This is a genomic window from Tropicibacter alexandrii, from assembly GCF_003667315.2.
GTDB classification, from domain to species: domain Bacteria; phylum Pseudomonadota; class Alphaproteobacteria; order Rhodobacterales; family Rhodobacteraceae; genus Tropicibacter; species Tropicibacter alexandrii.
The window spans coordinates 238146-264063 of record NZ_RCTZ02000004.1; the positions used below are offsets into that span (position 1 = coordinate 238146).

A 25918-nucleotide genomic window follows, 5' to 3' on the forward strand; every position below is an offset into this window, starting at 1 on the left:
ACCCTTTTCCTTTTCCGGGTTCCTGTTATGTCAAACCCATGCGCATCAACGATCAGATCAGCATCGAGGATTGGGAACTGACGGAACAGTTCGTGCGATCCTCCGGCCCCGGCGGGCAGAACGTCAACAAGGTGTCGACGGCGGTCGAGCTGCGCTTCGAGGCGGAACGCTCGCCCAACCTGCCCGGCCCGGTCAAGGCGCGGCTGAAACGCCTTGCGGGGCGGCGCTGGACGAAAGAGGGCGCGCTGATCCTTCAGGTCGAGGAGACGCGGTCACAGGCCCGCAACCGCGAGATCGCCCGCCAAAGGCTGGCCGAGCTGATCCAGAAGGCCTGCGAGAAACCCAAACGCCGCATCGCGACCAAGCCGACGCTCGGGTCGAAAAAGCGCCGCTTGAAGGCCAAGAAGGTCCGCGGCGAGGTCAAGGCGATGCGCGGCAAGGTCGATCCCGATACGTGACGCGCTTGTTCCGGGGCGCTGCCGGCCCTAGAACCCGGGAAAACGCGCACAGGGACGACCACCATGACCGACACCAAAGCCACGCTTGCCGCGATCAAGGCCCGCACCAAGCTGCCCGCGATCTGCGCGCCGATGTTCCTTGTCACCGGGCCGGAGATGGTGATCGCGGCCTGCAAGTCTGGCGTGATCGGCAGCTTCCCGGCGACCAACGCAAGGACGGAGGACCAGCTGCGCGACTGGATCGCCCAGATCGATGCGGCGGTGGGCCCGGCGGACGCGCCCTGGGCGATGAACATGATCACCCATACCAGCTATGGTCGCTTCGACGCGGAACTGGCGCTGGTCGCGGAATTTCAACCCGGCATGGTCATCACCGCGCTGGGCGGCCCGCATCGGGTGACGGATGTGGTGCATGGCTATGGCGGCTTGGTCTTCGCCGATGTGAACTCGCCCCGGTTCGCCCGCAAGGCGCTGGACAAGGGCGCGGACGGGCTGGTGCTGGTCTGCTCCGGCGCGGGCGGGCATACGGGCGACTACGCGATGATGCCCTTCATCGACGAGGTGCGCAGCTTCTTTGACGGGCCGCTGATCGTCGGCGGCGGCATCGGCACCGGGCGCGCGATCAAGGCGGTGGAAACCTTGGGCGCGGATTTCGCCTATCTCGGCACGCGCTTCCTTGCGACCGAGGAAAGCCTGATCAACGACGCCTATCGCCAGATGGTCTGGGACAGCGGGATGGAGGATCTGATCGCCTCGCGCGCGATCACCGGGGCGCTGGGCAACTGGATGCGCGCCAGTGTCGAGGCGGCGGGGCTGACGCCCGAGGATATGGCCGCCACGGCCAAGATCGACTTCTCGCAGGACATGCACAATTCGGCCAAGGCGTGGAAATCGGTCTGGAGCGCGGGGCAGGGTGTCGGCACCGTCACGGGGCGCGAGACGGTGGCCGAGGTGGTGGCAAAGCTGGCGGCGGAGTACGACGCGGCCTAGACCTGTCTGTCGGCCCATCCGGCAAAGGTCCGTTCCAGCCAGACGACGATGTAATACAGCACGATCCCGAGAAAGGCCAAGGCGATCAGCACCGCGAACATCAGCGGGTAGTCGGAGTTCGTCTTGCCTGAATCGAACAGCGCCCCAAGGCCGCGCCCATGGGGGCTGACGATCTCCATCAGGTTGGTGCCGATGAAGGCGAGCGTGACGGCGACCTTCAGCGCGCCGAAGAATTCCGGCAGGGTCTTGGGCAGGGCGATCTTGCGAAAGATCGTCATGTTCGACGCGCCAAGCGCGCGCAGGATGTCGCGGTATTCCGGCTCCAGCGTCGACAGGCCGATGGAGACGGACACGGCGATCGGAAAGAACGAGATCATGAAGGCAATCAGCACGGTGTTGAAATCGTGCTGCCCGACGAAGAGCAGCGCGACGATGGGCACCACGGTCGCCTTTGGAATGGCGTTGAAGCCCACCAGCAGCGGGTAAAGCGCGTCGCGCATGATGCGCGAAAAGCCCATGACCATGCCGATCAACACGCCGACGATCACCGCAAGGATCAGCCCGACGACGGTCCGCCACAGGGTTTGCCAGCCCATGACGATGAACAGTTCCCAGTATTTCGCGTAGGCGGGCGGCAGGTCCGAGGGCGAGGCCATGACGTAGTTGGGCCAGTTGTTCGCCCAGACGAGCAACTCCCACAGGCAGAGGAAGACAAGGACGGCGATGATCGGCGCAAGGAACGCGCGGCTGGTCAGGGCATTCATGCGGCGTCTCCTTCGCTGGCGCGGCCTTGGGCCACGGCGATCTGGTGGCGCAGGGTGGCCAGTTGGTCGGCGGATTTGGCGGTGTAGAGGTGGTCGAGGTCGCGCGGGCCCTCGGCCTGCACATCCAGCACGTATTGCGTGGTGGCGGGGCGGCCCGACAGGACGACGACCTGATCGGCGAGGAAGATCGACTCGCGCAGGTCATGGGTGATGAGGACGCCGGTGAAGGGCTCCTTTTCCTTGACCTTGTGCATGGTCTGCCAGAGGTCCTCGCGCGTGAAGGCGTCCAGCGCGCCGAAGGGCTCGTCGAGGATCAGCACCTCGGGCTGGTGGATCAGGGCGCGGCACAGCGAGGCACGCTGGCGCATGCCGCCGGACAGTTCCGACGGGCGCTTATCCTCGAACCCCGACAGGCCGACCAGCGACAGCAGGTGGCGGGCGCGGTCCTGTTGCTCGGCGCGGGTGAGTTTCGTCTGGACGATCTCCAGCGGCAAAAGGACGTTTTGCAGGATCGTCCGCCATTCCAGCAGGACGGGGTTTTGAAAGGCCATGCCCACGGTCGCGCGCGGCCCGGTGACCGGCTTGCCATGCAGCATGACGGTGCCGGTGTCGGGCTTCATCAGGCCCGCGATCAGCCGGGTCAGGGTGGATTTGCCACAGCCCGACGGCCCGACCACGGCTGTGAAGCCGCCCTCGGGCACGGAAATGTTCAGGTCATTCAACACCGGCAGCGGGCCGCTTGCGGTCTTGTAGGCGTGGGTGACGCCTTTGATCTCTATCAGGGCCATGGGGGCTTTCCGGGCAAGGGGCGGCGGGCCGTTTCCAGCCCGCCGAACAGGTCACTTCAGCGCAAAACCGCCCTCGGGCAGGTAGGCGTCGGTGAAATACAGCGCCGCGTCTGGCGCGTTGGTGAACTCATAGGTCAGGGCGATCTGCTCCAGCGCGGTGTCCATCCGCGCCGCGTCGATCCCGCCAAAGCCGTTCGCGGTGGTCCAGTCGGTCACCACATTGGCGTCGATTGCCAGTTCCAGACGGCGCTTTTCCAGATCGGCATCCGCTGCCGGGTTGCGCTCGATCAGCGAGGCAATTGCCGCATCGGGATCGGCAATCGCGTCTTTCCAGCCAGCGGCCACGGCGGCAAGGAAGCCCTTGACCAGCTCAGGGTTCTCCTCGGCAAAGGTGGTGTTCACGATCACCGCGTTGCCGTACAGCGCCAGACCGTGATCGGCCATCAGGATGGTCGAGATGTCATCCTCTGGCACGCCCAGACGGACGAGGTTCAGGTAGGACGAAAACGAAAAGCCGGTGATCGCGGCGACCGCACCTTCGGCCAGCATCGGTTCGCGCGTGGGGAAGCCCACGGGCTCGACGGTGATCTTGTCCACGTCCAGCGCGTTTTCCGAGGCAAAGATCGGGAACTGCGCCCATGCGCCATCGGGGGGCGGGGCACCCAGCACCTTGCCTTCGAGGTCCTTGGGCGCTTCGACGCCCAGCGACTTGCGGCCAACGATGGCGAAGGGCGGCTTGTCATAGACCATCATCACCGCGGTGACGGGCGCGCCGGGGTTCTGGTCGAGAAACTTGATCAGGCTGTTGATGTCGGCAAAGCCCACGGGGAAGGCACCGGTCGCGACCTTGGGGATCGCGTCGAGCGAGCCCTGCCCGGCGGAGATTTCCACCGACAGGCCGGCATCGGCGAAATGGCCCTTGTCGATGGCTGTGAAATAGGGGGCGGCGGGGCCTTCGAATTTCCAGTCGAGGGCAAAGGGCATCTCGGTTTGCGCGGCGACGCTGGTCGCCAGCACGATCCCGGCAAGGCCGGTCATGGCACGGTGCAGCATGGGGTCTCTCCTATTGTCCCGAAAGGGGATGCACCGGATATGACGGGTGTGCTGCGGAATTGGGCAGAGGGCGGACGGGCACTGTCTGTCGGATTCGACGATAAATGCCGGATTTTCAGGCGCCTCGGGCGCAGACGCCTGAAACTTGGGCAATCAGGGAATCCAGCTGTCATATAGTGGATGGCTGGCATCCAGCGGCAGGTCGACGGACAGGCCGGTGCGGCCCGAATGGTAGCAGGCGGTGACGAATTCGAGACTGCGCCGCCCGTCTTCCTGCGTGACCTCGCGCCCCGGCTTGCCGTCCAGCGCATCGGCCAGCGCGGTGAACATGCCCTCATAGCCGGAGCGGGCATTGGTGACGGTGCCCAGCACCGCGTCGATCTGCGTCTGATCGGTCGGGGCGCGGGCGGTAAACGTCCAGCCCTTTTCGGCCAGCGCGTAAGGCGCGTGGTCGGATTCGACGGTGAAGCCCTCGAACATCAGGCGCAGGCGGCTGATATTCCCGGCGCAGCCCAACGTCACCGATGATGTCAGCACCGCACCCGACTCCATGCGGATCGACAGGGCGGCGCAATCCTCGACCTCGATCTGGTTCACGCGGGTGGCGGTTTCGGCATAGACGCGGGCGACCGGGCCGATCAGCCATGTGAACAGGTCGTGGATGTGGATGGCGTGCCCCAGCAGCGCGCCGCCCTGTTCGCCCGCCCATGTGCCGCGCCAATCCACGGCGTAATAGGCGGCGTCGCGGTCCCAATGCGTCTCCAGCGACCCGGCATAGCAGCGCCCCGCCAGCCCGGCATCGATCAGCGCGTGCAGTTGCGCGGTGCCCAGCCCATAGCGGTATTGGAACACAGGCGACAGGGTGCGCCCAGTCTCGGCCTGCTTCGCCGCCAGCGCGTCGGCCTGTTTCAGCGAGGTCACGAGGGGCTTTTCGCAGATCACATCCTTGCCCGCGTCGAGCGCATCCATGCAGGCCTGAAAGTGGAGATGGGGCGGCAGGCAGATATCGACGATGTCGACCTCCGGGTCGGCCAGAACCGCGGCAAAGTCCGACGTGACGCCGACACCGTCATACTTGGCCGCGACGCCTTGGGCGCGGTCCGTGTTCAGATCGCAGATGGATTTCACGCGGAAGCGGTCGGGCAGGGCGGCAAAGCCGGCCATGTGCTGTTCGCCAATCCCGGCGCCGACGATGACAACGGTTCTGGTCATTGGGCTTCGGCCTTCATCTGGGCGGTGATCGCCACTTCCATCGTGCGGAAGGTATGGGCTTGGCTACAGGCGGTTTCGGTGCGGTCCTGCACATCGGCCACGAGGCGCGGGAAATAGGGCAGATCGGCATCGGAACAGTCGATATGACGGTTTTCGCTGCCGTTCACGAGATATAGGTTATCGGTGCGGTGGGGCTGGCCAATGTCGGTGTATTTGCGGCATTCGATGGTGCCCTCGGTCCCCAACAGGAACAGCCGCCCGTCGCCCCAAGTGGGCAAGCCGTCGGGGGTGAACCAGTCGAGCCGCAGGTAGCCGTGGCCCTTGTCGCCGACCAAGGTCATCTCGCCAAAGTCCTGAAAGCCGGGATGGTCGGGCATGGTGGTGTTTTCCACCAGCGCGTGGCCCACGGTGACAACGGTCGAGCCGGTGAAATGCAGGAACTGGTCGACCTGATGGCTGCCGATATCGCACAGGATGCCGCCATAGCGTTCGCGCTGGAAATACCAGTCGGGGCGGGTTTTGAGGTTCTGCTTGTGCGGCGCGAGCGTGACGACCTGAATGACGCGGCCAATCGCGCCTTGGTCCACCAGTTCGGTGGCGCGGGTGGTGGCGCGCACCTCGAACCGTTCAGAGAAGTTGACCGACCAGATGCGCCCGGTGCGGGCCTGACACTCCTTGATGGCGTCGAGTTGCTCCAGCGTGGTGCAGCCGGGCTTGTCGACCATCACATCCTTGCCCGCCTCCATCGCCTCGATCGCCAAGGCGGCGCGGTCGGCGGGCACGGCAGAGATCAGGACCATCGTGACATCGGGGTCGTCCAGAATGGCGCGCCGGTCGGCGACTTTTTCCAGATGGGGAAAGACTTCGTTGAACTTGTTCTCGGTGACGGCGGGGCCGTCCGTCCAGTAGTGGGTGCAGGTGCAGCCTTGGGCCGTCATGTTGGACAGCATGCCAAAGATATGTCCGTGGTCGATGCCAAGAACGCCAAGTTTGAAGGGCATGAGGGGGCCTCTTTGTGGGTCGCGTCCCGGGCGAAGACCCGGGACCTCTGGGTCGATCAAGGTGGAGGCCCCGGGTATTCGCCCGGGGCGCGTGGGTTATAGCTGTGTCGTGCGGCCTGTCCGGGCCGATGTTTCAAGCGCGTCGATCAGGGCATGGACCTGCAACGCCGTGCGGCCGGGGACCAGCGGGGGGCGGGTGTCGCGGATGGCCTCTGCGAAGTCCTCGATGACGGCACGGTGCCAGTCGGAGGTAAACGCCATCGGATCGGCGCCCGCGCCGGATGTGGCGGCGGCGCCCAGCGTCTCGGTCCGGCCATCCTGCCAGTGCAGGTGCAACTCGCCGGCTTCCAGATGGGCCGAACCTTGCGCGAAATGCAGGGTGATCGTCTCGCCCCGCCCCGGAAAGCTGGCGGTGGAGGCAAAGACCTGCCCCACCGCGCCATTCGCAAAGCGCAAGCCCGCGCAGACGAAATCCTCTGCCTCCATGTCGTGAAAGCCGGTGGTGGCGGCCATGGCCGTGACGTCGCGCACCGGGCCGGTCAGCGACAGCATCAGGTCGAGCGTGTGGATCGCCTGCGAAATCAGCACGCCGCCGCCGTCGCGGGTATAGGTGCCGCGCCCCGGCTCGTCATAATAGGCCTGCGGGCGCCACCACGGCACGTTGACCTCGGCGGCGCGCAGCGGGCCAAGCTCGGCCATGACGCGGCGCAGGTCGGCCACGACGCGCCGGGCGCGGTGTTGCAGGACGATCCCCAAGGGCACGCCGCGCGCCTCGCACATCTCGACCAGCGCAGTGGCCTGGGCCAGGGTCCGTTCCACCGGCTTTTCCATCAGGATGGATTTCCCGGCGGCGCTGAGCGTGTCGACGATCTCGGTGCGGGCATTTGGGGGCGTGGTCAGGATGACAAAATCAACGTCCGACTGCGCGATCTCGTCAACACTGGCCGCTTGCGCACCCAGATCGGGCCACGCGGCGCGGAACGCCTCGCAACTGGCGTCGGACCGCGCATGGATCAGCGACAGGTAGATGTCGCTGTTCATCAGCGCGTCGCCATAGGTCTTCGACACCATGCCAAGGCCGATCAGGGCGCATTTCATCGTAAACCGTCCTTTGTGTCACTGGCGTGGGAGAACTCCAAGGCCACCTCGTCCGGGCCGAAGATATGGAAATAGGTCGGGTCGAAGGTGACGCCGATCTTTTGCCCGCGCTGCAAGGGGATCTGCCGCGCCTGCTGAACGGTCAGCGTCTCGCCATTGTCGAAGGCTGCGTAAATATAGGTGATCGCGCCCAGCTGTTCGTAGTTCTGCACGGTCACCTGATCGTCGCCATGGCCATCAAGCGACACGCCGATCGCCTCTGGCCGGACACCCAGCGTGACCTTGTCGCCGGTGCCGGGGCGGGCAACGGGCACGTCGCTGACCACGCCGCAATCCAGCCGCAGGGTCTGGCCGTCCAGCACCCCGTTCAGGAAGTTCATCTGCGGCGCACCGATGAAGCCTGCGACGAACTTGTTCGCGGGATGGTTATACAGGTCCAAAGGCCGCCCGACCTGCTCGATCCGGCCACCGCGCAGCACCACGATGCGGTCGGCCATGGTCATGGCCTCGACCTGATCGTGGGTCACGTAGATCATCGTGTTGCCCAACTGGGCGTGCAGGTTGGAAATCTCGACCCGCATTTGCAGGCGCAACTCGGCATCGAGGTTCGACAAGGGTTCGTCGAACAGAAAGATGATCGGCTCGCGCACGATGGCGCGGCCAATGGCGACGCGCTGGCGCTGGCCGCCCGACAGTTGACCGGGGCGGCGGTCCAGCAATTGGTCGATCTGAAGCAGCTTGGCGGCGTCATCCACCCGCGCGTTGATCTCGGCGCGGGGCATATTGATGTTCTCAAGGCCGAAGCTCAGGTTCGCGCGCACCGACATATGCGGATACAACGCGTAGCTTTGGAACACCATCGACAGGCCCCGCTCGGACGCGGGGACGTTGTTCACGCGGCGATTTTGCAGCAGGATATCGCCCGAGGTCGGGTCATCCAGCCCGGCGATCAGCCGCAAGAGCGTGGACTTGCCACAGCCCGAGGGCCCGACGAAAACGACGAATTCGCCCTCTTCGATTTGCAGGTCGATGCCGTGGATCACATCGACGGCGCCAAAGCTTTTGCGGATTTGGCGCAGTTCCAGCGCGTGGGTTTGGTCGGTCATTTCAGCCCCGTTGTGGCGATGCCGGTGGTGATGAAGCGTTGCAGCCAGACGAAGACAAGCGTGATCGGCAACAGCGTCACCACGGTCATGGCGAGGATGTAGTGGAAGTCGGTGTTGAACTCGCCCGCGAACTGGGTGAGGCCCAGTTGCAGCGTGTGGGCGTTCGGGTCGGAAATCAGCACGATCAGCGGCCAGAGGAAATCATTCCAGCGCCAGATCACGGACAGGATCGCCAGCACGCTGAGCGCGGGCAGCGACAGGGGTAGGACGATCCGCCAGAAGATGCGCCATTCGCTGGCGGCGTCCATGCGCGCGGCCTCCAACAGCTCATCGGGGATGGTCAGCATGTATTGCCGCAGCAGGAAGACCCCCGTGGGTGTCGCGGCGGCGGGGATGATCACCCCCCAAAGCGAGCCGAAGATGCCAAAGGACCAGACCACGAAGAACAGCGAGACAAGGATGATCGAGGACGGGATCAGCAGCGTGGCCACGATCAATATGGTAAAGGTCAGCCGCCCCCTGAACCGGTATTTCGACAGGGCGAAAGCCGCCATGGCGTTGATCAGGAGGGTGATCAGCGTGGCGACCACCGTGACGAAGACCGAGTTGTAGAGATAGGTCGGGAAGTTGAAATTCTCCTGCCCGTTCCGTTTCAGCAGCGGGTCGAGGTAGTTTTCCGTGGCGATGCGCACGACTTCTTGCGGTTCGAGCGTGTCACGCGGCACGCCAAAGACCTCGTCGGGGTTGTCCAGCGTTGCCACGTCGGTCACGGACCGGGTCGGGCCGGCCTTGTAGACCAGCGTTTCGGTGCCGGTTTCGTCCGTGTAGATCCAAACCGGTTTCTCACCCACGCCGGGGATATCGGTTTCGACCTGCGCATAGGGCAGCAGGCGGGTGTCGAAATTGTCCACCGCGCGTTCCGGCTTGATCGAGGTGAAGAAGGTCCACGCGACCGGCACCAGCACGATCAGCACGCCGAACAGCAGATAACTGTAGGCGAGGAAATCCTGCATGCCGAACCTGTCGGCGGTGTCGCGATTGCCCTTTGTGCGGGTCAGGAAGGTTCCGATACGGCTCATGTCACAGCTCCGACTGGCGCCGTGTGATCCACAGCTGGAAGAAGGTGAACACGGCGATGATCACCGCCATCAGGACCGACCCGGCGGCGGCTTCGCCGTAATCGGGTTGGCTGTTGGTAAAGGCGACCTCGTAGATGTTCTGGACGATCATGTAGGTTTCGCGCCCCGGCCCGCCGCCGGTCAGCAGGTAGACCTCGTCAAAGATCTGGAAGCTGCGGATCAGCGACAGCACGATGACCACGGTCAGGGTGGGCATGACCAGCGGCAGCGTGATCTTGCGGAAGGCGCGGAATGGCTTGGTCGAATCCATCTTGGCGGCCTCGTACAGGTCGCGCGGGATCGCTTGCAGCCCGGCCAGCAGGATCAGCATGTAGAAACCCATATGCGACCAGCAGAACACGAAGACCAGCCAGAAGAACGGCCACCCGGTGTTGGGCGTCACCAGCCAGTTGTTCGGGCGATAGCGGCCCATGTCGAATACGGTCGAGAACTGGATCGACAGCAGCATGACGGCAGACAGTGCTGCGGCGACCAGCAGGGTGATGCGCGCGGTGCGGCCGCCTTGGGCCACGACCCAGAGCAGCCCAAGCGCCAGCACGCAGCCAAGCCAGAAGCTGCCACCCATTTCGATCAGGCTCATCGGGTTGGCCCATGTCACCAGCAGGGCAAAGATCACCGCAAAGACGGTGGTCCATGCCAGCGAGGGTTCCTGCCCGCTGCGCAGCGCGCGTTCGGTGACGACGATCAGGATCACGGCCAACAGGATGGTGGCCATCATGTCAAAGCCTGTCAGCCCGGCCAGCGCGTTCAGCCCGCCCTGAAGCTCCCCCAAGGTCGAGTTCAGCACGCCTTTGCGGTTCAGCACCCAGTTCCAGATATTGGCGATCACCACCGGTGACAGCATCACGGGGTAGAAGAACATCGCGCGCCAAAACCCGCGCCCCTTGATGTTGCGATTGACCACCAGCGCGGTCAGCAGCGCCACACCGCACATGATCGGCACCTGAATGGCGACGAACCACAGCGTGTTATAGAGCCCGGTGAAAAAGTTGTAGCCCGCGTTCGAGCAGGTCTTCGGCACGAGGTAATCTTCGCAGGTGAAGATTTCGGCGTATTTCTCCAGCCCGATCCACGGGCGGTCGAACAGGATGATCGACGAGCCGCCGGTAAACGACACGTAGAAGTTCAGGATCATCGGCGAAAAGGTGAACAGGCCGAAGATCAGCATGTTGGGCAGCAGCAGCGCATAGGGCACGCCGCCCCGGCCAAACAGGCTTTGCGCCAGTTCCACGGGAAACCCCAGCAGGTCCATGGCAAAGCGCCCGGTCTGCGTCACGCGGTAGCGTCGGGTGGTCAGCAGCCAGATCGCGCCGCCGCCGATCCAGGCCAATAGCAGACCAAGCATAAGGCTGGATGCCAGCGTCATGTCACGTCCAGATCATCAGGGGGAAAGGAAAGGCGCCGGAGAGGTCCCCGGCGCCCGTGTTCGGTCAGCCTGCGCTTATTTCACCGCTTCGCGGATCTTATCCAGCGCCTCGTCGACGGTCAGGTCGCCATTCAACGCCGCCGACAGGTATTCGACGGTGGAGTTGTAGACCTTGAAGCCTATCGGGCTGCCCTGAAGCTGGTAGGCCTGCGGGGTCTGCTCGGCGGCGACGGCGGCCATCTTGGTGAAGGCATCCAGACCGTCGGCGACGTTCTGGCTGGCGCCCGCGCCGGTATAGTCCAGCCCCTCTTCCTGAAGGGTCGCATGCGCGGGGATCGCGTAGGTGCGGGTGTACCACTCACGCGCCTGCTCAAGCTCGCCCATCCATGCGACGAAGCCCGCCGCGGCGGCTTCCTTCTCGGCATCGCCCGACTTGAACGCGACCAGACCCGCGCCACCCGGCATCACGCCGCAGCCAGCGGGGCCGCAGGGCACCGGCACCACGGTCCAGTCGAAGTTGTCGCCCACGTTGCTTTGGACGTTGCCGGTGTTCCACGAGCCGGACATGTAGAAGGGCACGTCCTGACCAAAGAACATCTCGTTGCCATTGGCATATTTGGACCCGGACACGGCGGGCCAGACATCCGGCGGCATCAGCCCTTCCTTGTGCCAGTCGACCAGCATCCGGGCGAATTGCTCGTACCCTTCGTCGATCACGAGGTTGCCTTCGTCGTCGAAATACTTGGCGCCGTAGGACATGGCCGGCCCGGCAAAGCGGTGGCCCGAACGGTCCATCACCATCCCGGCATAGGACCCGGTTTCCTCCATCACCTGACGGGTGGCGTCGGCCCAGTCTTCCCATGTCGCACCGGGGCCGGGGACCTCGACACCGGCCTCTTCGAACATGGTCAGGTTCACATAGGGTCCGGTCACGGTCATTTCCGTGTGGAAGCCATAGATGCCGCCCTCATTGCCCGCGCGATACCACGGCAGGACGGCGCCATAGGCAGCTTCCCATGCGGCGGCATCCACATGCGGGGTCAGGTCGACATAGTAGGGATGCATGCCGCCGAGGTCGGTGACAAAGGCGATATCTGGGCCGGTCCCGGCCTCCAGCTGAACGGGCAGCTGTTCGCGGATGACGTTGTAGCCCACCGTGTTCAGCGTGATGTTCACGTCGGGGTTGATTTCCTTGTAGCGCTCGGCGAACTCGGCGATGATGTTGGCCTTGCCGTCCACGTCCGAGATCATGAAATCCAGATCGACTGCAAAGGCCGGAACCCCGGTCAGGGCCGCCACAGAGACGGCTGTCGCAAGACGCAGGTCACGTGTCAGTTTCATTCTTGGGTCTCCTCCCATTGGCTTGTTTTGGCTGGGGGCTTGCACCCCTTCCAACACTAATATTTTAATTCTCCCATCTGCGACCTTCCGTCCAACCGGGCGTCAGGTCAAGGGGCGCGGGTCGGAATTTCTGCACCAGCCCGCCGCAGACAGAGCGTGCAGGCAACTCGGAAATAGGTCAATCCTGTATCAATTTTATCGGACGCGAGGGAAACGATGGCCGAATGGCGCACAGTAGCAGAGGGCCAGCCGATCCTGCGCTGGCAGATGAGCCAGCCAGAGGCGCGGCTTTTCCCGGGCGCCGCGCGGCCCATGCCGGATACGGTGACCTACCGCTTCGTCAACGGTTGGGTGGCGACCGGCGACCTGCCCTGCCGCGAGGCGTTGAAGGCGGGGTTGCCGGGGCGCGCGGTGGCCTGCCCCGAGGGGCCATTCGACGCGTTGGCGGTGGGTTTCGACGGGCGGGACCTCGATTTCTCGCGATTCTGCCATCTGCCGACGTTGATCGCGCGGGGGTTCCGATGCGTGGTGCGCGGCGCGCCGGTGCGGCTGCGATTGCGGACCTGTGGCGGGGTGCGTCTGTGGCTGGACGGCGCGCCGGTGGCGGTGTTCGAGCCCTTCACCCGCAACACGCCCGCCGAAACCGTTGTCGATCTGCCGCTGACCGGCGCGGCGCAGGTGCTGACCCTGCGGCTGGAGGACCTGCATGAACGCGACACGACCTGCTTTTTCTCGCTGGAGGTGATCGACGGCACGCTGGACACGGCGCTGCTCGGCGCGGTCGATTCGGCCCGGCTGGACGAGGCGGCGCAGGTGCTCGGCAGCTTGCGCACCGACCGGGTGTTCTACAGCGACGGGCAGGCGGTGCGGCTGATCGCCGATCACCCACCTGCGCAGGACATGGCGTTGGTGGTGCGCGGGCTTGGCCCCTTTGGACGGGGCGGGCTGACGGTCGATCCCGACACGCTGCGCGATGTTGCGGTGACGCTACCGCCGGAGGGCGCGGTCACGCTCGCCGCGCCAGAGGACCTTTCGGCGGGTTGCCTGTCGTTGAAGATCGAGACGCAGGTGGACGGCGCGACGCTGACCCGGCCGCTGGGCACGACGGTGCTGCGCAAAGGGGTGCCGCTGACCGGCGGCTGGCCCGCGCGCCAGCGCCGCGCGCTGGAGCTGATCGCCGACAGCGACGGGTTCGAGGCGACGGTGGCCTTGTGCCGGGCCGCGCTGGGGCGGCAGAGCGTCCGCATGATCGAGGCCTGTCTCGACACGATCGAGGCGCGGTTTGACTGTTCGGACTTCACCATCCTGCCGCTGCTCTGGCTGTATCGCGACTTTGCCGAAACGCTGCCCGAGGCGCTGCGCGCCCGGATGAAGGCCGCGTTTCTTGGCTATCGCTACTGGCTGGACGAGCCGGGCAATGACGTGATGTGGTTCTGGTCGGAAAACCACGTCCTGTGTTTTCACACCGCGCAACTGATCGCCGGAGAGCTGTTCCCCGACGCGGTTTTCCCGACCTCGGGACGGACCGGCGCGCAGCAGGCCGAGATCGCCCGCGCACGCCTGACCCGCTGGTTCGCCGCCATCGACGAGGACGGGCTGTGCGAGTGGAACTCTGCCGCCTATTACCCGATCGACCTGCTGGGCCTCGTGAGCCTGTTCCACATGACCGGCTTTCGCGCGGATGCGGGGCGGGTGATCGACCGGGTTCTGGTCATGGCGACGTTGCATACGCTGGGTGTGCCTGCAGGGGTGCAGGGCCGGTGCTATGAGAAAGAGCTGCTGGCCGGGCCGCATACGGAATTGGGCTCGGTCTTGGCGCTGGTCTGCGGGGGCGGTTTCGTGCCGGGCTATGACCGGGCGGCGGGGCTGTTGGCACTGTCCGACTACCAGCCGCCGGACCTTGCTGCGCTGGTCGCACCCGCGCGCCCGCTGCGCGCTGCCTATACTCAAGGGCACGGTCACGCGGGCCGAATGACCCTGTGGAAAAGCGCCGAGGCGCAGTTGTCCACGACCCGCCCGCCATCGCCGGGGGGCAAGGGCCATCAGGCGCAATGGCTGGACGTGCAACTGGCCCGCCACTCGATGGCGCGGCTCTGGATCAACCATCCGGGCGAGGCGCGCCCTTGGGGCGAGCGCCGCCCCTCGCTGCTGGCGGGCAGCGCGGTGACGCCCGCCGTGGCACAGGACGGGCCGCGCGCGCTGATGGTCTATGACCTGCGCAAGGACTGGACGGATTTGCGGTTCGCGCAACTGTTCGCCGCGCCCGAGGCGTTCGGCGACGTGCAGCGCGCGGGCGATTGGCTGATCTTTAGCGATTGCGTGGGCGTGTGGTGTTCGACCTCGCTGGAGGTCATGACCGACGGGTTCTATCGCGGGGCGCTATGGCGGGCGCATTCGGATCAGGTTGGGTTTGCCGTCGTGATCCGTCAACCCGGCGAGCCGGACTTTGCCGACCGGCTGATGCAGACGGCTCCGGGCTTTGCGGACGGGATCGTGACGCTGGACGACCTGTCGCTCGACAGCGCCGGGATGTTCCAGAAAGACGGGCAAGTGCAGCCCTTTGCGCCGCTATCGACCACGCCGCATGTGGCGTGGGAGGATGAGGAATGGATCCCGTGGGAGGATGGACATGGACCAGATTGACGAGGCGATCCGCCTTTTGGCGCAGGGCTTTGCCAGCCTGAAGGGGATCGGCGCGACCGAAGCCGCGTCGGATGAGATCCTGTTCGACGAATGGGATTGGGAGGTTGGCGTGGGCCTCTACGGTGCCTTCCGCGAGGCGCAGGCGCGCGGGGACGCGGCGGGCTTGGCCCGGTTGGGGCGCTGGTATGACCGGCAGATCGCGCGCGGCCTGCCTGCGCGTCAGGTCAACTCCACCGCGCCAATGCTGGCGCTGGCCTGCCTGACCGAGGTCGCGCCGCGTGACGACCTTCGTGCGCTGTGTCTGGACTGGGCCGAGTGGCTGATGACCGACCTGCCCAAGACCGAGGAAGGCGGGTTCGAGCACGTCGTCAAAGAGGGCCGCCGCCCCGGCCAGCTTTGGGATGATACGCTGGTCATGGCGGTGCTGTCCCTCGCCCAGACGGGCCGGATGTGCGACCGCCCCGACATGGTCTCCGAGGCGCATTACCAGTTCCTGACGCATCTCCGCTTTCTCGCCGACCCCGAGACCGGGCTGTTCTTTCACGGTTGGACCTTCGAGGGACGGCACAACTATGCCCGCGCGCGCTGGGCGCGGGGCAATGCATGGGTGTCGATTGCCATCCCCGAGCTGTTCCGGATCGCGCCGCCCACCGACCCTGCCGTGCGCCGCTACCTGACCGAAGTCCTGCGCACCCAACTGACCGCCGTCGCGCGGCTGCAACGGCCTGACGGCATGGTTCATACGCTGCTCGACGACCCCACCGGCCCGGTCGAGGCCTCGGCCACGGCGGGTTTTGGCTATGCGGTGCTGGCGGGGCTGCGGGAAGGGCTGTTGCCAGAGGCCATGCGCGCGGTCGCGGACAAGGCACAAGGCGCGATCCTGTCCCGCGTGGGCGACGACGGCATCCTTGCCGATGTGTCCGACGGCACGCCAATGGGCGACACATGGGCGTTCTACAATGAACTGCCCAACGTCGCCGCGCCCTATGGGCAGGCGCTGGCGCTGTTGTTCCTGACCGAAGTGCAGCGCTAAGCGCGCGGCCCAACCCCAAGCGGCGTGGCCGGTGTCTGATCCGGCACGCGCCCATAGGCATGCGGCAGAGAGCAGGTCTTGAGCTCGGGCAGGACGCGTTTGGCGAAATGCTCGGCCTCGTCCAGATGCGGATAGCCGGAAAAGATGAAGGCCCGCATGCCCATCTTCTGATAGCGCTCGATCTTGGACAGGACCTGATCGGTCGACCCGACCAGCGCCGCCCCGCAGCCCGACCGTGCGCGCCCGACGCCGGTCCACAGGTTGGGCTCGACATAGCCGAACTTGTCTGCCAACTCGCGGTTCTTCGCCTGATGCGAGACACCCAGAGAGGTCGAATCCAAAGCCCGGTCACGGATCATCCGCCCGTAGTCATCGTCCAGCTTGGACACGATGTAATCGGCGTATTCACGGGCCTCGGCCTCTGTGTCGCGCACGATCATGTGGACGCGCAGGCCGTAATCCAGCGTCCGGCCCTGCTGGTCGGCCACCGCATGCACCGCCTTCATCCGCTCGGCCAGCAGGTCCTCGGTTTCGGGCCACATCAGGTAGACATCGCAATGCTCGCCGCACAATTGCAGCGCGTCGGGCGAGTAGCCGCCGAAATACAGCAAAGGCCCGCCGGTCTGATAAGGCTTGGCCGGGGCGGTGGTCAGCCCCTCGAAATTGTAGACCTCGCCCGCAAAGTTGATCTCATCCCGGGTCCAGGCTTGTTTGAGGATCTGCACCACCTCGCGCGAGCGTTGGTAGCGGTACTTGCTGTCGGCCTTCTCGCCGGGGAAATCCGACGAGATGATGTTCACCGTCAGCCGCCCTTGCAGCATGTGATCGAGCGTGGCGATGGTCCGGGCCAGCATGATCGGCTGCATCTCGCCGCAGCGCACGGCGGCCAGCATGTTGATTTTGTCGGTGATCGGCGCGCAGCCCGCGACGAAACTCAGCGTGTCCTGCCCGACCTGATATGAAGATGGGCACAGGATGTTGCGAAAGCCCAAGGCTTCGGCCGTCGTCACGATCTTTGAACAATGCGCCCAGCTGGACCGCAGCGCGCCGTCGGGCACGCCAAGGAACTGGTAGTCGTCGGAACAAAGCGCCGAGAACCACGACACTTCGGCAGTGTCCAGATCGGGCGAGGTGATGGGCACAACGGTCATGGCAGGTCCTTCGCGATGCGGAATACCCCTTGCGTAGCAAGCGCGTTTAGGTAAATCAATAGTGTATCAATTTGCGCGCGGGAGAATGGAATGCGATACGGTGTGATCGGTTGCGGCATGATGGGCCAGGAACACCTGCGCAACATCGCCCTGCTGGACGGGGCCGAGGTCGCCGCCATCTTCGAGCCGGACGCAGACATGGCGGCGCGCGCGCAGGCGCTGGCGCCGGGGGCGCGGATGGTCGGGTCACTGGACGCGCTCTTGGCCGTCGAGGCGCTGGATGCGCTGGTGATCGTCAGCCCCAACCAATGCCACGCCGCGCAATTGCGCCAGATCGCGGCGCAGCGCGCGCTGCCGGTGCTGGTGGAAAAGCCGCTTTTCACCGACCCCGCCGACCATGGCGCGCTGCGCGCGCTGGCGGCGGACTATCCCGCGCCGATCTGGGTCGCGATGGAATACCGCTACATGCCGCCGATCGCTGCGCTGGTGGCCGAGGCGCAAGAGGCAACGGGTGGCGTGCAGATGCTGACCATCCGCGAACATCGCTTTCCCTTCTTGGACAAGGTGGGGAACTGGAACCGCTTCAACCGCAATACCGGGGGCACCTTTGTCGAGAAATGCTGCCATTTCTTCGACCTGATGCGGCTGATCCTCGGGTCGGATCCGGTGCGCGTGATGGCCAGCGCCGGGCAGGCGGTGAACCATCTGGATGAGCAATATGGTGGCGAAGCGCCCGACATCCTCGACCACGGCTATGTCATCGTCGATTTTGACTCGGGTGCACGGGCCATGCTGGAACTCTGCATGTTTGCCGAAGGGGCAGAGTACCAAGAGGTCATCTCGGCGACCGGCCCCAAGGGCAAGATCGAGGCACTGGTGCCCGGCCCGACCCGGTTCTGGCCCGACCAACTTGGCGCGCCGCCGGAACCGCGCGTCATCGTCAGCCCGCGCGACCCGAAAGGCCCGCAGGAACGGGTGATCCCGGTGGATCCCACCCTGCTTGAAGCCGGGGATCACAACGGGTCGACCTATTACCAGCACCTGCGTTTCCTGCACTTGCTGCGCGACGGTCAGGGCGTGCCCGAGGTGACCGTTCAGGACGGCACATGGGCGGTGTTGATGGGAATGGCGGCGCAAATCTCCGCGTCCGAGCACCGCGTCGTGTCGATGTCCGACCTGCTGTAGGTCGGGCCACGGCCCGACACGCCGAGCCAACGACCGAAGGGAGGCAGGCGAGACAATAAGCGCGCGCCAGCGCCCCTTTGGATGACAGCCGCCTAGAAGCGGTCGAGCAGCCGTTCGAGGTAGTTCCGTTCCTCTTCGGACCGATCCGCCTCACCGGAACGGCGGCGCAACTCGCCCAGCAATTCCTCGGCGCGGCGATACACGTCCTCGCCCTGCAACAGCCCCTCATCGGTGCCGACCCGGCCCGAGGTGCCCTGATTGCGGCCCAGCGGGTCGCGTTGCTCTTGCGGATCACCCCCCTCGGCAAAGCCCTGCTCCCCGGCGCGCTGCTGCTGCGCCTGTTCCTGCATCGCCTCGCCCAGATTGCGCAGACCCTCGCGCAAGGCCTCCATCGCCTGGCTCTGCTGGTCGATGGCGCGGCCCAACTCGCCCTCGCGCAGCGCATCCTCGGCGCGGTCCATCGCGCCCTCGGCATCTTCGAGCGAGCGCATCGCGCGTTCGCCTGCCTCGGTTCCCTGACCGGGCAGGTTGCGGCGCTGGCGGGACAGCTCGTCGCGCAGGGCCTGCTGGCGATCCGCCAGCGAATCTTCCAGCGACTCGCCCCCTTGGCCCTCGGCCTGTTCGCCGCCCTGACCTTGACCGGGGCCTTGCTGACCCGGCTGTTGCTGGCCCTGTCCCGGGCCGGGCTGCTGGCCCGGCTGGTTCTGTTGACCCTGCTGCTGACCGGGTTGCTGGCCGTCCTGACCTTCGCCGCGGTTCAGATCGCGGAAGGCTTCGTCCGAGAGTTCCTGCTGATCGCGCAGGGTTTCCGACAGACCTTCCATGGCCTGCTCTCCGGGCGATTGACCGCCCTGACCCTGGCCTTGGGTGATCTGCATGTTCTCCATCATCTCCTGGAATTGGCGCATCGCCTCCATGGCTTCGTCCATGCGGCCCTGTTCCATCAGTTCCTGAATCCGGTCCATCATGGCTTGGATGTCGTCCTGCGACATCTCGATCATGTTGTTCGGATCGCCCTGTTGCGGCTGCTCGCCGTTTTGTTCGGCCTGCCGCTGCTGCTCGCGGCTCAGCTGGCGCATGTAATCCTGCGTCGCCTCGCGCAATTCCTGCATCAGCTCGGCGATCTCGTCCTCGGAGGCACCGTTCCTCATCGCCTCTTCGAGCCGCTCTTGCGCGCGCTGCATCCGCTGGCGGGCATCCTCAAGATCGCCCTCTTCGAGTTCCAGCGCCAGATCCCACAGCGCCTGCGACAGCTCCTCGACCTGTGCATCGGTCAAACCGTATTCGGACAGGGACTCGATCCGGTCCAGCAGGGTGCGCAGGCGCAGCGCCTGCACGTCCTTGCGGAACAACTCGTCACCCCGGTTCGTCACGGCGCGCAGCACCTGCGCGATCATCGCGGCGTTGTCGCGGTTCCACAGCAGCGCCTGACGCTGCTCGATCACCGCCCGCGCCACCGGGTCAAAGAAGCGACGGCCCGGCAGGTTCAACGCCTCCGGTTCGCTCAGCGCCTGCTGCCCGCGCGCATCCTCGACCGAGAGTTCCAGCTTGACCGGAAGGTTCGCCCAAGGGTGCTGCGAGAAATTGGCAACCAGCGGTTCACTGAACTCCGTCCGCCCGCCGGTGACCGGCATCGGCAAGGGGACCTCCAGCACTTCTCGGGTCTCGGGCGCAATCGCGCGGCCATAGCGGCGGTCGACCGCGTCCAGATCCAGCACAAAGCGTGCCGTGCCGGCCACCACCCCGTGATCGTCCGAGGCATGGAATGGGATCGAGGATTCGCCCTCGTATTTGACTTCGATTTCGCCGTCGCGGCGCACGCTGGGGGCCTGATCGGGGATCATGGCGATCTGCCAGGCGCGCCCGCCCTCGCCGTCGATGGCCAGCCGGCCCGAGCGCAGCACGGCAAAGTCCTGAATGGTGGCGGCGGCGAGGTCTTCGGTCTGGTCGCGATCCGACACGTCCTCATCGATGCTCAACGCACCGACCTCGCCATAAAGCCGCAGAGCAATCTCGGACCCTTCGGGCACGTCCAGCGACGGGGCGGTGATGTCGTTCAGGTAAACCGTCGGTTTGCCCGTATAGCCGGGGGGCTGCATCCAGCCCTCCCATGTGGGACCGGTGGCCAGACCATCGCCACCGCCGCCCATGACGGCCACGGATTGCACGCTGCCGATGGAGCCGAATACCAGCGCGGTTGCCAGCGTCACAAGCCCGACATAGCGCAGCGCATAAGGGTCGGCGCGGTTCTGGCGCAGGTCCGGGGCAACGACACGGGCATTGTCGAGCGAGCGCAACATCCGCTGCCGATGCGCCGCCCAGACCGCGACCGAGGCATCGTCCTGCTTGCCGACGGCCTGACTGTCGAGAAGCGCTTGAAACGGATTGTTGGGCAGGGTGCCATCGACCCGGAACATCGCCTCGCGTCGTTTCGGCAGGCGAAAGCGCCGCACCCCCCAAATCGTCGCCGCGATGGCCAGAACGGCGAACACCCCGGCCAGCACCCAAAGCATGTCGATCCCGATCAGATCGTGCAGGCCCAGCATCAGCGCGCCGATGACAAGACAGATCAGCGTCCACAAGGGCCAGAACGCCCGGGCCACCTGTTCCGCCACCATGCCCAGATGGGTCAGCGTCAGGATATTGCTCAGACGTTCGCGCAGATCGGCGCTGAACAGCGACTTGTCATCAGGCATCTCAGGCTCCCGGTCGTGACCCCGGGCGCAGGATAGCGCCTAGAGCCATTCCGGAAGGTTATCGCGATTGATGATTTCGTCAAAGGTCGGGCGCGCCCGGATGACCGAGAATTGATCGTCTTTCACCAGAACCTCGGGGATCAGGGGCCGGGTGTTGTATTCCGAGGACATCACCGCGCCATAGGCCCCGGCGCTGCGGAAGGCGACGAGGTCATCGGCCTGCAGCGGCGGCATTAGGCGCCCCTTGGCAAAGGTATCGCCGGTCTCGCAGACCGGGCCGACGATGTCATACGGCGTCAATTCGGTGGCGGCCTCGGGTTCGATCACGGGGACGATCTCGTGATGCGCGTCGTACATGGCGGGGCGGATCAGGTCGTTCATCGCCGCATCCAGAATCAGGAAATCGCGCCCCTCGCCGTTCTTCACATAGATCACCTTGCTGACGAGAATGCCGGCATTGCCGACGACCAAACGGCCCGGCTCGATCTCGATCTCGCAGCCCAGATGGCCCAGCGTGCGCTGGATCAGCGCGCCATAGTCGGAGGGCAGCGGCGGCGCCTCGTTGCTGCGCGCATAGGGGATGCCCAAGCCACCACCAAGGTCCAGACGGGTGATCTCGTGCCCGTCGGCGCGCAAGGCTTCGGTCAGGTCGGCGACCTTTTGATAGGCCTGTTCAAAGGGTTCGAGCTGGGTCAACTGGCTGCCGATATGCACGTCGATGCCGACGACCTTCAGCCCCGGCAGGCGGGCGGCCTCGGCATAGACCTCGCGGGCGCGGGAAATCGGAATGCCGAACTTGTTCTCGGACTTGCCGGTGGCGATTTTGGCGTGGGTCTTGGCATCGACATCGGGGTTCACACGGATGGTGATCGGGGCGACGGTGCCCAATTCGGTGGCGACCTGCGAAATCGCCCGCATCTCGGGTTCCGATTCGACGTTGAACTGACGGATGCCGCCGGTCAGCGCGGCGCGGATTTCGTCCGCCGTCTTGCCGACACCGGAAAACACGATCCGCTCACCGGATACGCCTGCAGCAATCGCCCGGGCATATTCGCCGCCCGAGACCACATCCATCCCGGCGCCCTCTTGCGCCAAGGTCTTGAGGATCGCCTGATTGGACGCGGCCTTCATCGCGTAGCAGACCAGATGCGGCCCCCAAGACAGCGCCTCGTCAAACAGACGGAAGTGGCGGACGAGCGTGGCGGTCGAATACAGGTAGAAGGGCGTGCCGACCGTTGCTGCGATCTCGGCTATGGAGACGTCTTCGGCGCGCAGCGTGCCGTCCTGATAGATGAAATGGTCCAAGGCGGTCTCCTCGCGCGGTTTGCGCCGATGTAGCGCAGCTGTCCGGCGGTGGGAAGGGGGCGCTGCCCCCTCGGCCTTCGGCCTCACCCCCGAGGTATTTTGAGACCAAAGAAGATGCTGCGACGGTCTGAGCTTCTTTGGTCCACAAATACCTCGGGGGTTTGGGGGCAGCGCCCCCAAGGCGATTCAGATCGGCCGGGAGCGGAAGAAGAGGTAGAGCGGCAGGCCGCAACTGACTCCGATCAGGAAGGTGGCCGGGATGGCCAGCAGGGCGAGCCAGTTGCGGCGCACCGCGACCTCGGCCAAAATCCAAAGCGTCAGGGTGATGGCAGCGATGGTCAGATCCCAGGTCAGGCCGGTGGTGGAGTCGTTGACATACCACGCATCGATCATCAGCCCGATGTCCCAGTTGTTGGCCATCAGGTACTGCGAGAAGTAATACATCGGATGCACCGCGCCCCAGAAGGCGAGCGCCAGCCAGAGTGCGCGCAGCAGCATCAGCCGGTGATCCCGATTTCGGCTTTGCCGGTGATGGAGATGCCGGGTTTCGGCGCATCCGGGCGTTCGGGTTCGCCATCCGCGCCGCAAGCGGCGAGGGTCAGCAGGGCAATTGCGGCGATGTATTTCATACCAATTCCTTCCAGCGGGCCACCTGTTCGCGCACGCGGGCGGGGGCGGTGCCGCCATAGCTCATCCGGCTTGCGACGGAATTATGCACGCCGAGCACGTCAAAGATACCCATCGTGATCGTGTCCTTAACCGATTTCATGTCTTCGAGGCTCAGGTCGGGCAGGTCGCAGCCTTTCTGCTCGGCCATGGCGACCAGCGCGCCGGTGACGTGATGCGCCTCGCGGAAGGGCAGGCCGGTTTCGCGCACCAGCCAATCGGCGAGGTCGGTGGCGGTGCTGAAGCCGCTGGAGGCGGCGGCCTCAAGCTGGGGCGTGTTGGCGGTCATGTCCTTGACCATGCCTTCCATCGCGGCCAGCGCCAGCATCCAGTTGTCGGCAGCGTCAAAGACCTGTTCCTTGTCTTCCTGCATGTCCTTGGAATAGGCGAGCGGCAGCCCCTTCATCACCATCATCAGCGCGACATTGGCGCCAAAGATGCGCCCGATCTTGGCGCGGATCAGTTCTGCGGCGTCGGGGTTCTTCTTCTGCGGCATGATGGACGAGCCGGTCGAGAAGCGGTCCGACAGGGTGACAAAGCGGAACTGGGCCGACGACCAGATCACCAGTTCCTCGGCAAAGCGGGAGAGGTGCATCGCGCTGATGCTGGCGACCGACAGGAACTCAATGGCGAAGTCGCGCGCCGACACGGCGTCGAGGCTGTTCGCCATCGGGCGGTCGAAGCCCAGCGCCTCGGCCGTCATGTGGCGGTCGATGGGGAAGCCCGTGCCCGCCAGCGCCGCCGCACCAAGGGGCGATTCGTTCATGCGCACACGCGCATCGCGGACACGGGACAGGTCACGCCCGAACATTTCCACATAGGCCATCATGTGATGGCCCCATGTCACCGGCTGCGCGGTTTGCAGATGGGTGAAGCCGGGCATGACCCAATCCGCCCCTGCCTCGGCCTGCGCCAGAAGCGCACGGATCAGGGCCAGCAGGCCTTGTTCGGCGGCGTCCAATTGGTCGCGCACCCACAGGCGGAAATCCGTCGCCACTTGGTCGTTCCGGGACCGACCCGTGTGCAGACGCCCCGCCGGTTCGCCGATCACCTCTTTCAGGCGGGCCTCGACATTCATGTGGATGTCTTCCAGCGCGGTGGAAAATTCGAACGTGCCGCCTTCGATCTCTGACAAGACCGTGAGCAAACCTTCCCGAATGGCCTTTGCGTCGCTATCACTTATGATGCCCTGCGCGGCCAACATCGCGGCGTGGGCCCTCGACCCGGCGATATCCTGTGCCGCCATCCGCTGATCGTATCCGATCGAGGCGTTGATCGCCTCCATGATCGCGTCCGGCCCGGCGGCAAAGCGGCCGCCCCACATCTGGTTCGAGGTCTTGTCCGACATATCGCGTCCTTCGGAGGGAATATGAAAAATCTTTGTCTTGCGGCTCTGTATACCGGCCTGCTGGCGCTTGCAAATCCGGGGCTGGCCGATGTCGACGCGGCCAAGGCCGCCGTGGCCGGTGACATGAAGAAGCTGAGCTTCTCCGACCCGCAAGAGATGGGCGATGGCGCGTTCATCAGTTTCGAAGGCGAACCGATGAACATCGCCGACAGCAATGGCAAATGGCGGCTGGTGAATTTCTGGGCGACATGGTGTGCGCCCTGTCGGCATGAAATGCCGATGCTGTCCGAGTTGCAGGCCGAGATGGGCGGGGATGCGTTCGAGGTCATCACCATCGCCACGTCCCGCAACGCGCCACTCAAGATGAAGGCGTTCTTCGACGAGATCGGCGTCGACAACCTGCCGCTGCACCGCGATCCGCAAAGCCAGTTGGCCCGCCAGATCGGGGTGATGGGCCTGCCGGTGACGCTGATCCTGAACCCCGAGGGGCAAGAGGTGGCGCGGCTGACCGGAGACGCCGATTGGGCCTCGGACGAGGCGAAGGCGGTGATTTCCGCGCTGATCGGATCGCAGCCTGACAGCTGAAACGGTTGTGGAAAACGGGAAAGGGGCGGCCCGGAGAGGAGCCGCCCCTTTGTCCTTGGGCGCTGGAGAGAGAGAAGAGAGAGACAGCGCCCTGAGAGAGTGAGAGATCTGAGCGAGAGAGCAGAGAGAGAGTTTCGAGAGACCTTCAGTTCATGGCGATGCGGGTGCGCTTGACCTTGCGCTTTTTCTTGCCCTTGGCCTGCACCCAGCCGCCCTCCGACGCGCCCAGCGTGTCCAGTGACAGAACGCCTTCCCGCTCCATCCCGTTCAGGCCGTATTCGGTGTAGCGCAGACCGTTGCGGGTCGGCTCTGTCACGCGGACCTTGCGCTCGGCAAAGCCATCGGGATGCGTAACGACATACGAACATTCCCCCAAAACCCGGGCGCAGTTATGCGGGGCAAAGCGGGTCACGGCACCATCCGCCGCGATGCTTTCCACCACGTTGCCCGTCGCGGTCACCTTGTAGCTGCCAAGAAAACCTGCGTTTTGTCCCTGACCCTCGAACACGTCGAAGACGTGCAGCATGCCATCGAAGCCGCGCTTGACATGGCTGGTGGCCGACACGCGATCCTTCATGACCATGACCGATCCCGCACCCAGACGATCCACCTTCCAGGTGATGTCCGCATGGGCCGCAACTGCTGTGAAAGACAGGGCGAGGGCGATCATGATGTGGCGCATTGTCTGCTCTCCGGGTCGTCGGCCCCCACCGACATGAATAGATTTGGGCCAAATCTGGGCGCGGTGCAACGCTTTCGTGCCACAATCCCGTCATTGTCCCCGGCTGGCGTGGCAATGCGGAGTTATACGAAAAACCGTTTCCGTGATCTCGCGCAATACGGCGGGCATCCGGTCGAATCGCGTGTGAATTCGGGCAAAAACATGGGCGGTCCGGCGGTCAAACGCGCGAATCATGACCGGGGGCTTTCGGCTTTGCGGCGCAAATGTGACGCAACGCGCCCCTTTGACAGGCTGCCCGCCGCGCGCAA

23 protein-coding genes are annotated in these 25918 nt (G+C 65.0%); 6 read left to right on the forward strand and 17 right to left on the reverse strand.

The annotated features are described in order from the left end of the window. The first annotated feature begins 38 nt into the window (after nt 1-38). Together arfB and D8Z78_RS07380 are read left to right on the forward strand one after the other, a co-directional pair. On the forward strand, nt 39-458 hold the full coding sequence (gene arfB, locus D8Z78_RS07375) for an alternative ribosome rescue aminoacyl-tRNA hydrolase ArfB (protein ID WP_121629493.1): 420 nt from the start codon (nt 39-41) through the stop codon (nt 456-458). A gap of 63 nt (nt 459-521) precedes the next feature. Then, nucleotides 522-1448, forward strand: coding sequence for an NAD(P)H-dependent flavin oxidoreductase (locus tag D8Z78_RS07380; protein ID WP_121629494.1), 927 nt, complete (start codon nt 522-524; stop codon nt 1446-1448). Here D8Z78_RS07380 and D8Z78_RS07385 read toward each other — a convergent pair. The 10 genes from D8Z78_RS07385 to D8Z78_RS07430 form a co-directional block, all read right to left on the reverse strand. Then, a complete protein-coding gene (locus D8Z78_RS07385; RefSeq protein WP_121629495.1) occupies nt 1445-2212 on the reverse strand; it encodes an ABC transporter permease in 768 nt (255 codons plus the stop codon). The two genes, D8Z78_RS07380 and D8Z78_RS07385, sit on opposite strands and share 4 nt — an antisense overlap. Next, on the reverse strand, nt 2209-3000 hold the full coding sequence (locus D8Z78_RS07390; RefSeq protein ID WP_121629496.1) for an ABC transporter ATP-binding protein: 792 nt from the start codon (nt 2998-3000) through the stop codon (nt 2209-2211). Before D8Z78_RS07390 ends, D8Z78_RS07385 begins: the two co-directional genes overlap by 4 nt. Nucleotides 3001-3051: 51 nt before the next feature. After that, complete coding sequence (locus D8Z78_RS07395; protein ID WP_121629497.1) at nt 3052-4053, reverse strand: ABC transporter substrate-binding protein; 1002 nt, start codon at nt 4051-4053, stop codon at nt 3052-3054. Between the two features lie 153 nt (nt 4054-4206). Next, the gene (locus D8Z78_RS07400; protein WP_121629498.1) at nt 4207-5265 is read right to left on the reverse strand and encodes a Gfo/Idh/MocA family protein; all 1059 of its coding nucleotides are present in this window, start codon (nt 5263-5265) and stop codon (nt 4207-4209) included. Continuing rightward, nucleotides 5262-6266 (reverse strand): Gfo/Idh/MocA family protein, encoded by a 1005-nt coding sequence (locus D8Z78_RS07405; RefSeq protein WP_121629499.1) that lies wholly within the window; start codon nt 6264-6266, stop codon nt 5262-5264. The genes D8Z78_RS07400 and D8Z78_RS07405 overlap by 4 nt, the downstream gene beginning before the upstream one ends. Before the next feature lie 96 nt (nt 6267-6362). Continuing rightward, a complete protein-coding gene (locus tag D8Z78_RS07410) occupies nt 6363-7364 on the reverse strand; it encodes a Gfo/Idh/MocA family protein (RefSeq protein WP_121629500.1) in 1002 nt (333 codons plus the stop codon). Continuing rightward, nucleotides 7361-8470 (reverse strand): ABC transporter ATP-binding protein, encoded by a 1110-nt coding sequence (locus D8Z78_RS07415; protein WP_121629501.1) that lies wholly within the window; start codon nt 8468-8470, stop codon nt 7361-7363. The genes D8Z78_RS07410 and D8Z78_RS07415 overlap by 4 nt, the downstream gene beginning before the upstream one ends. After that, nucleotides 8467-9549, reverse strand: a complete 1083-nt coding sequence (locus D8Z78_RS07420) for a carbohydrate ABC transporter permease (protein WP_121629502.1) — start codon at nt 9547-9549, stop codon at nt 8467-8469. The genes D8Z78_RS07415 and D8Z78_RS07420 overlap by 4 nt, the downstream gene beginning before the upstream one ends. A gap of 1 nt (nt 9550) precedes the next feature. After that, nucleotides 9551-10975, reverse strand: coding sequence for a carbohydrate ABC transporter permease (locus D8Z78_RS07425; protein WP_240672036.1), 1425 nt, complete (start codon nt 10973-10975; stop codon nt 9551-9553). 75 nt (nt 10976-11050) lie between these two features. Beyond that, nucleotides 11051-12316: an ABC transporter substrate-binding protein gene (locus D8Z78_RS07430; RefSeq protein ID WP_164932909.1), complete on the reverse strand. Its 1266-nt coding sequence runs from the start codon at nt 12314-12316 to the stop codon at nt 11051-11053. A gap of 216 nt (nt 12317-12532) precedes the next feature. Here D8Z78_RS07430 and D8Z78_RS07435 point away from each other — a divergent pair, with 216 nt between their 5' ends. Beyond that, on the forward strand, nt 12533-14959 hold the full coding sequence (locus tag D8Z78_RS07435) for a hypothetical protein (RefSeq protein WP_121629504.1): 2427 nt from the start codon (nt 12533-12535) through the stop codon (nt 14957-14959). Continuing rightward, a complete protein-coding gene (bglB, locus tag D8Z78_RS07440; RefSeq protein WP_240672037.1) occupies nt 14946-15992 on the forward strand; it encodes a beta-galactosidase BglB in 1047 nt (348 codons plus the stop codon). Before D8Z78_RS07435 ends, bglB begins: the two co-directional genes overlap by 14 nt. Here the strand turns inward: bglB and D8Z78_RS07445 are convergent. Beyond that, nucleotides 15989-17143: an LLM class flavin-dependent oxidoreductase gene (locus D8Z78_RS07445; protein ID WP_121629506.1), complete on the reverse strand. Its 1155-nt coding sequence runs from the start codon at nt 17141-17143 to the stop codon at nt 15989-15991. The two genes, bglB and D8Z78_RS07445, sit on opposite strands and share 4 nt — an antisense overlap. A gap of 90 nt (nt 17144-17233) precedes the next feature. On the opposite strand from D8Z78_RS07445, the gene D8Z78_RS07450 reads away from it, so the two are divergent. After that, on the forward strand, nt 17234-18328 hold the full coding sequence (locus D8Z78_RS07450; RefSeq protein ID WP_121629507.1) for a Gfo/Idh/MocA family protein: 1095 nt from the start codon (nt 17234-17236) through the stop codon (nt 18326-18328). 92 nt (nt 18329-18420) lie between these two features. Here D8Z78_RS07450 and D8Z78_RS07455 read toward each other — a convergent pair whose 3' ends face one another. The 5 genes from D8Z78_RS07455 to argH form a co-directional block, all read right to left on the reverse strand. Next, on the reverse strand, nt 18421-21024 hold the full coding sequence (locus D8Z78_RS07455) for a DUF4175 domain-containing protein (RefSeq protein ID WP_164932910.1): 2604 nt from the start codon (nt 21022-21024) through the stop codon (nt 18421-18423). 39 nt (nt 21025-21063) lie between these two features. Further along, nucleotides 21064-22329: a diaminopimelate decarboxylase gene (gene lysA, locus D8Z78_RS07460; RefSeq protein WP_121629508.1), complete on the reverse strand. Its 1266-nt coding sequence runs from the start codon at nt 22327-22329 to the stop codon at nt 21064-21066. A 186-nt stretch (nt 22330-22515) separates the two neighbouring features. Further along, a complete protein-coding gene (locus tag D8Z78_RS07465) occupies nt 22516-22830 on the reverse strand; it encodes a DUF2834 domain-containing protein (RefSeq protein ID WP_164932913.1) in 315 nt (104 codons plus the stop codon). Next, nucleotides 22827-22958 carry a hypothetical protein gene (locus D8Z78_RS25215; RefSeq protein WP_255446341.1) on the reverse strand — a complete coding sequence of 44 codons (132 nt, stop codon included), beginning with the start codon at nt 22956-22958 and terminating at the stop codon, nt 22827-22829. The genes D8Z78_RS07465 and D8Z78_RS25215 overlap by 4 nt, the downstream gene beginning before the upstream one ends. Beyond that, a complete protein-coding gene (argH, locus tag D8Z78_RS07470; protein ID WP_121629510.1) occupies nt 22955-24343 on the reverse strand; it encodes an argininosuccinate lyase in 1389 nt (462 codons plus the stop codon). The genes D8Z78_RS25215 and argH overlap by 4 nt, the downstream gene beginning before the upstream one ends. Before the next feature lie 21 nt (nt 24344-24364). Between argH and D8Z78_RS07475 the strand changes: the two genes are divergently transcribed. Beyond that, complete coding sequence (locus tag D8Z78_RS07475; RefSeq protein WP_121629511.1) at nt 24365-24928, forward strand: TlpA family protein disulfide reductase; 564 nt, start codon at nt 24365-24367, stop codon at nt 24926-24928. 145 nt (nt 24929-25073) lie between these two features. On the opposite strand, the gene D8Z78_RS07480 is transcribed toward D8Z78_RS07475, so the two are convergent. Beyond that, nucleotides 25074-25610, reverse strand: coding sequence for a hypothetical protein (locus tag D8Z78_RS07480; RefSeq protein WP_121629512.1), 537 nt, complete (start codon nt 25608-25610; stop codon nt 25074-25076). Between the last annotated feature and the right edge of the window lie 308 nt (nt 25611-25918).

Coding starts and splice junctions, on each gene's coding strand:
- arfB (WP_121629493.1), top strand. CDS start 39: ATGCGCATCAACGATCAGATCAGCATCGAGGATTGGGAACTGACGGAA.
- D8Z78_RS07380 (WP_121629494.1), top strand. CDS start 522: ATGACCGACACCAAAGCCACGCTTGCCGCGATCAAGGCCCGCACCAAG.
- D8Z78_RS07385 (WP_121629495.1), bottom strand. CDS start 2,212: ATGAATGCCCTGACCAGCCGCGCGTTCCTTGCGCCGATCATCGCCGTC.
- D8Z78_RS07390 (WP_121629496.1), bottom strand. CDS start 3,000: ATGGCCCTGATAGAGATCAAAGGCGTCACCCACGCCTACAAGACCGCA.
- D8Z78_RS07395 (WP_121629497.1), bottom strand. CDS start 4,053: ATGCTGCACCGTGCCATGACCGGCCTTGCCGGGATCGTGCTGGCGACC.
- D8Z78_RS07400 (WP_121629498.1), bottom strand. CDS start 5,265: ATGACCAGAACCGTTGTCATCGTCGGCGCCGGGATTGGCGAACAGCAC.
- D8Z78_RS07405 (WP_121629499.1), bottom strand. CDS start 6,266: ATGCCCTTCAAACTTGGCGTTCTTGGCATCGACCACGGACATATCTTT.
- D8Z78_RS07410 (WP_121629500.1), bottom strand. CDS start 7,364: ATGAAATGCGCCCTGATCGGCCTTGGCATGGTGTCGAAGACCTATGGC.
- D8Z78_RS07415 (WP_121629501.1), bottom strand. CDS start 8,470: ATGACCGACCAAACCCACGCGCTGGAACTGCGCCAAATCCGCAAAAGC.
- D8Z78_RS07420 (WP_121629502.1), bottom strand. CDS start 9,549: ATGAGCCGTATCGGAACCTTCCTGACCCGCACAAAGGGCAATCGCGAC.
- D8Z78_RS07425 (WP_240672036.1), bottom strand. CDS start 10,975: ATGACGCTGGCATCCAGCCTTATGCTTGGTCTGCTATTGGCCTGGATC.
- D8Z78_RS07430 (WP_164932909.1), bottom strand. CDS start 12,316: ATGAAACTGACACGTGACCTGCGTCTTGCGACAGCCGTCTCTGTGGCG.
- D8Z78_RS07435 (WP_121629504.1), top strand. CDS start 12,533: ATGGCCGAATGGCGCACAGTAGCAGAGGGCCAGCCGATCCTGCGCTGG.
- bglB (WP_240672037.1), top strand. CDS start 14,946: ATGGACCAGATTGACGAGGCGATCCGCCTTTTGGCGCAGGGCTTTGCC.
- D8Z78_RS07445 (WP_121629506.1), bottom strand. CDS start 17,143: ATGACCGTTGTGCCCATCACCTCGCCCGATCTGGACACTGCCGAAGTG.
- D8Z78_RS07450 (WP_121629507.1), top strand. CDS start 17,234: ATGCGATACGGTGTGATCGGTTGCGGCATGATGGGCCAGGAACACCTG.
- D8Z78_RS07455 (WP_164932910.1), bottom strand. CDS start 21,024: ATGCCTGATGACAAGTCGCTGTTCAGCGCCGATCTGCGCGAACGTCTG.
- D8Z78_RS25215 (WP_255446341.1), bottom strand. CDS start 22,958: ATGAAATACATCGCCGCAATTGCCCTGCTGACCCTCGCCGCTTGCGGC.
- argH (WP_121629510.1), bottom strand. CDS start 24,343: ATGTCGGACAAGACCTCGAACCAGATGTGGGGCGGCCGCTTTGCCGCC.
- D8Z78_RS07475 (WP_121629511.1), top strand. CDS start 24,365: ATGAAAAATCTTTGTCTTGCGGCTCTGTATACCGGCCTGCTGGCGCTT.
- D8Z78_RS07480 (WP_121629512.1), bottom strand. CDS start 25,610: ATGCGCCACATCATGATCGCCCTCGCCCTGTCTTTCACAGCAGTTGCG.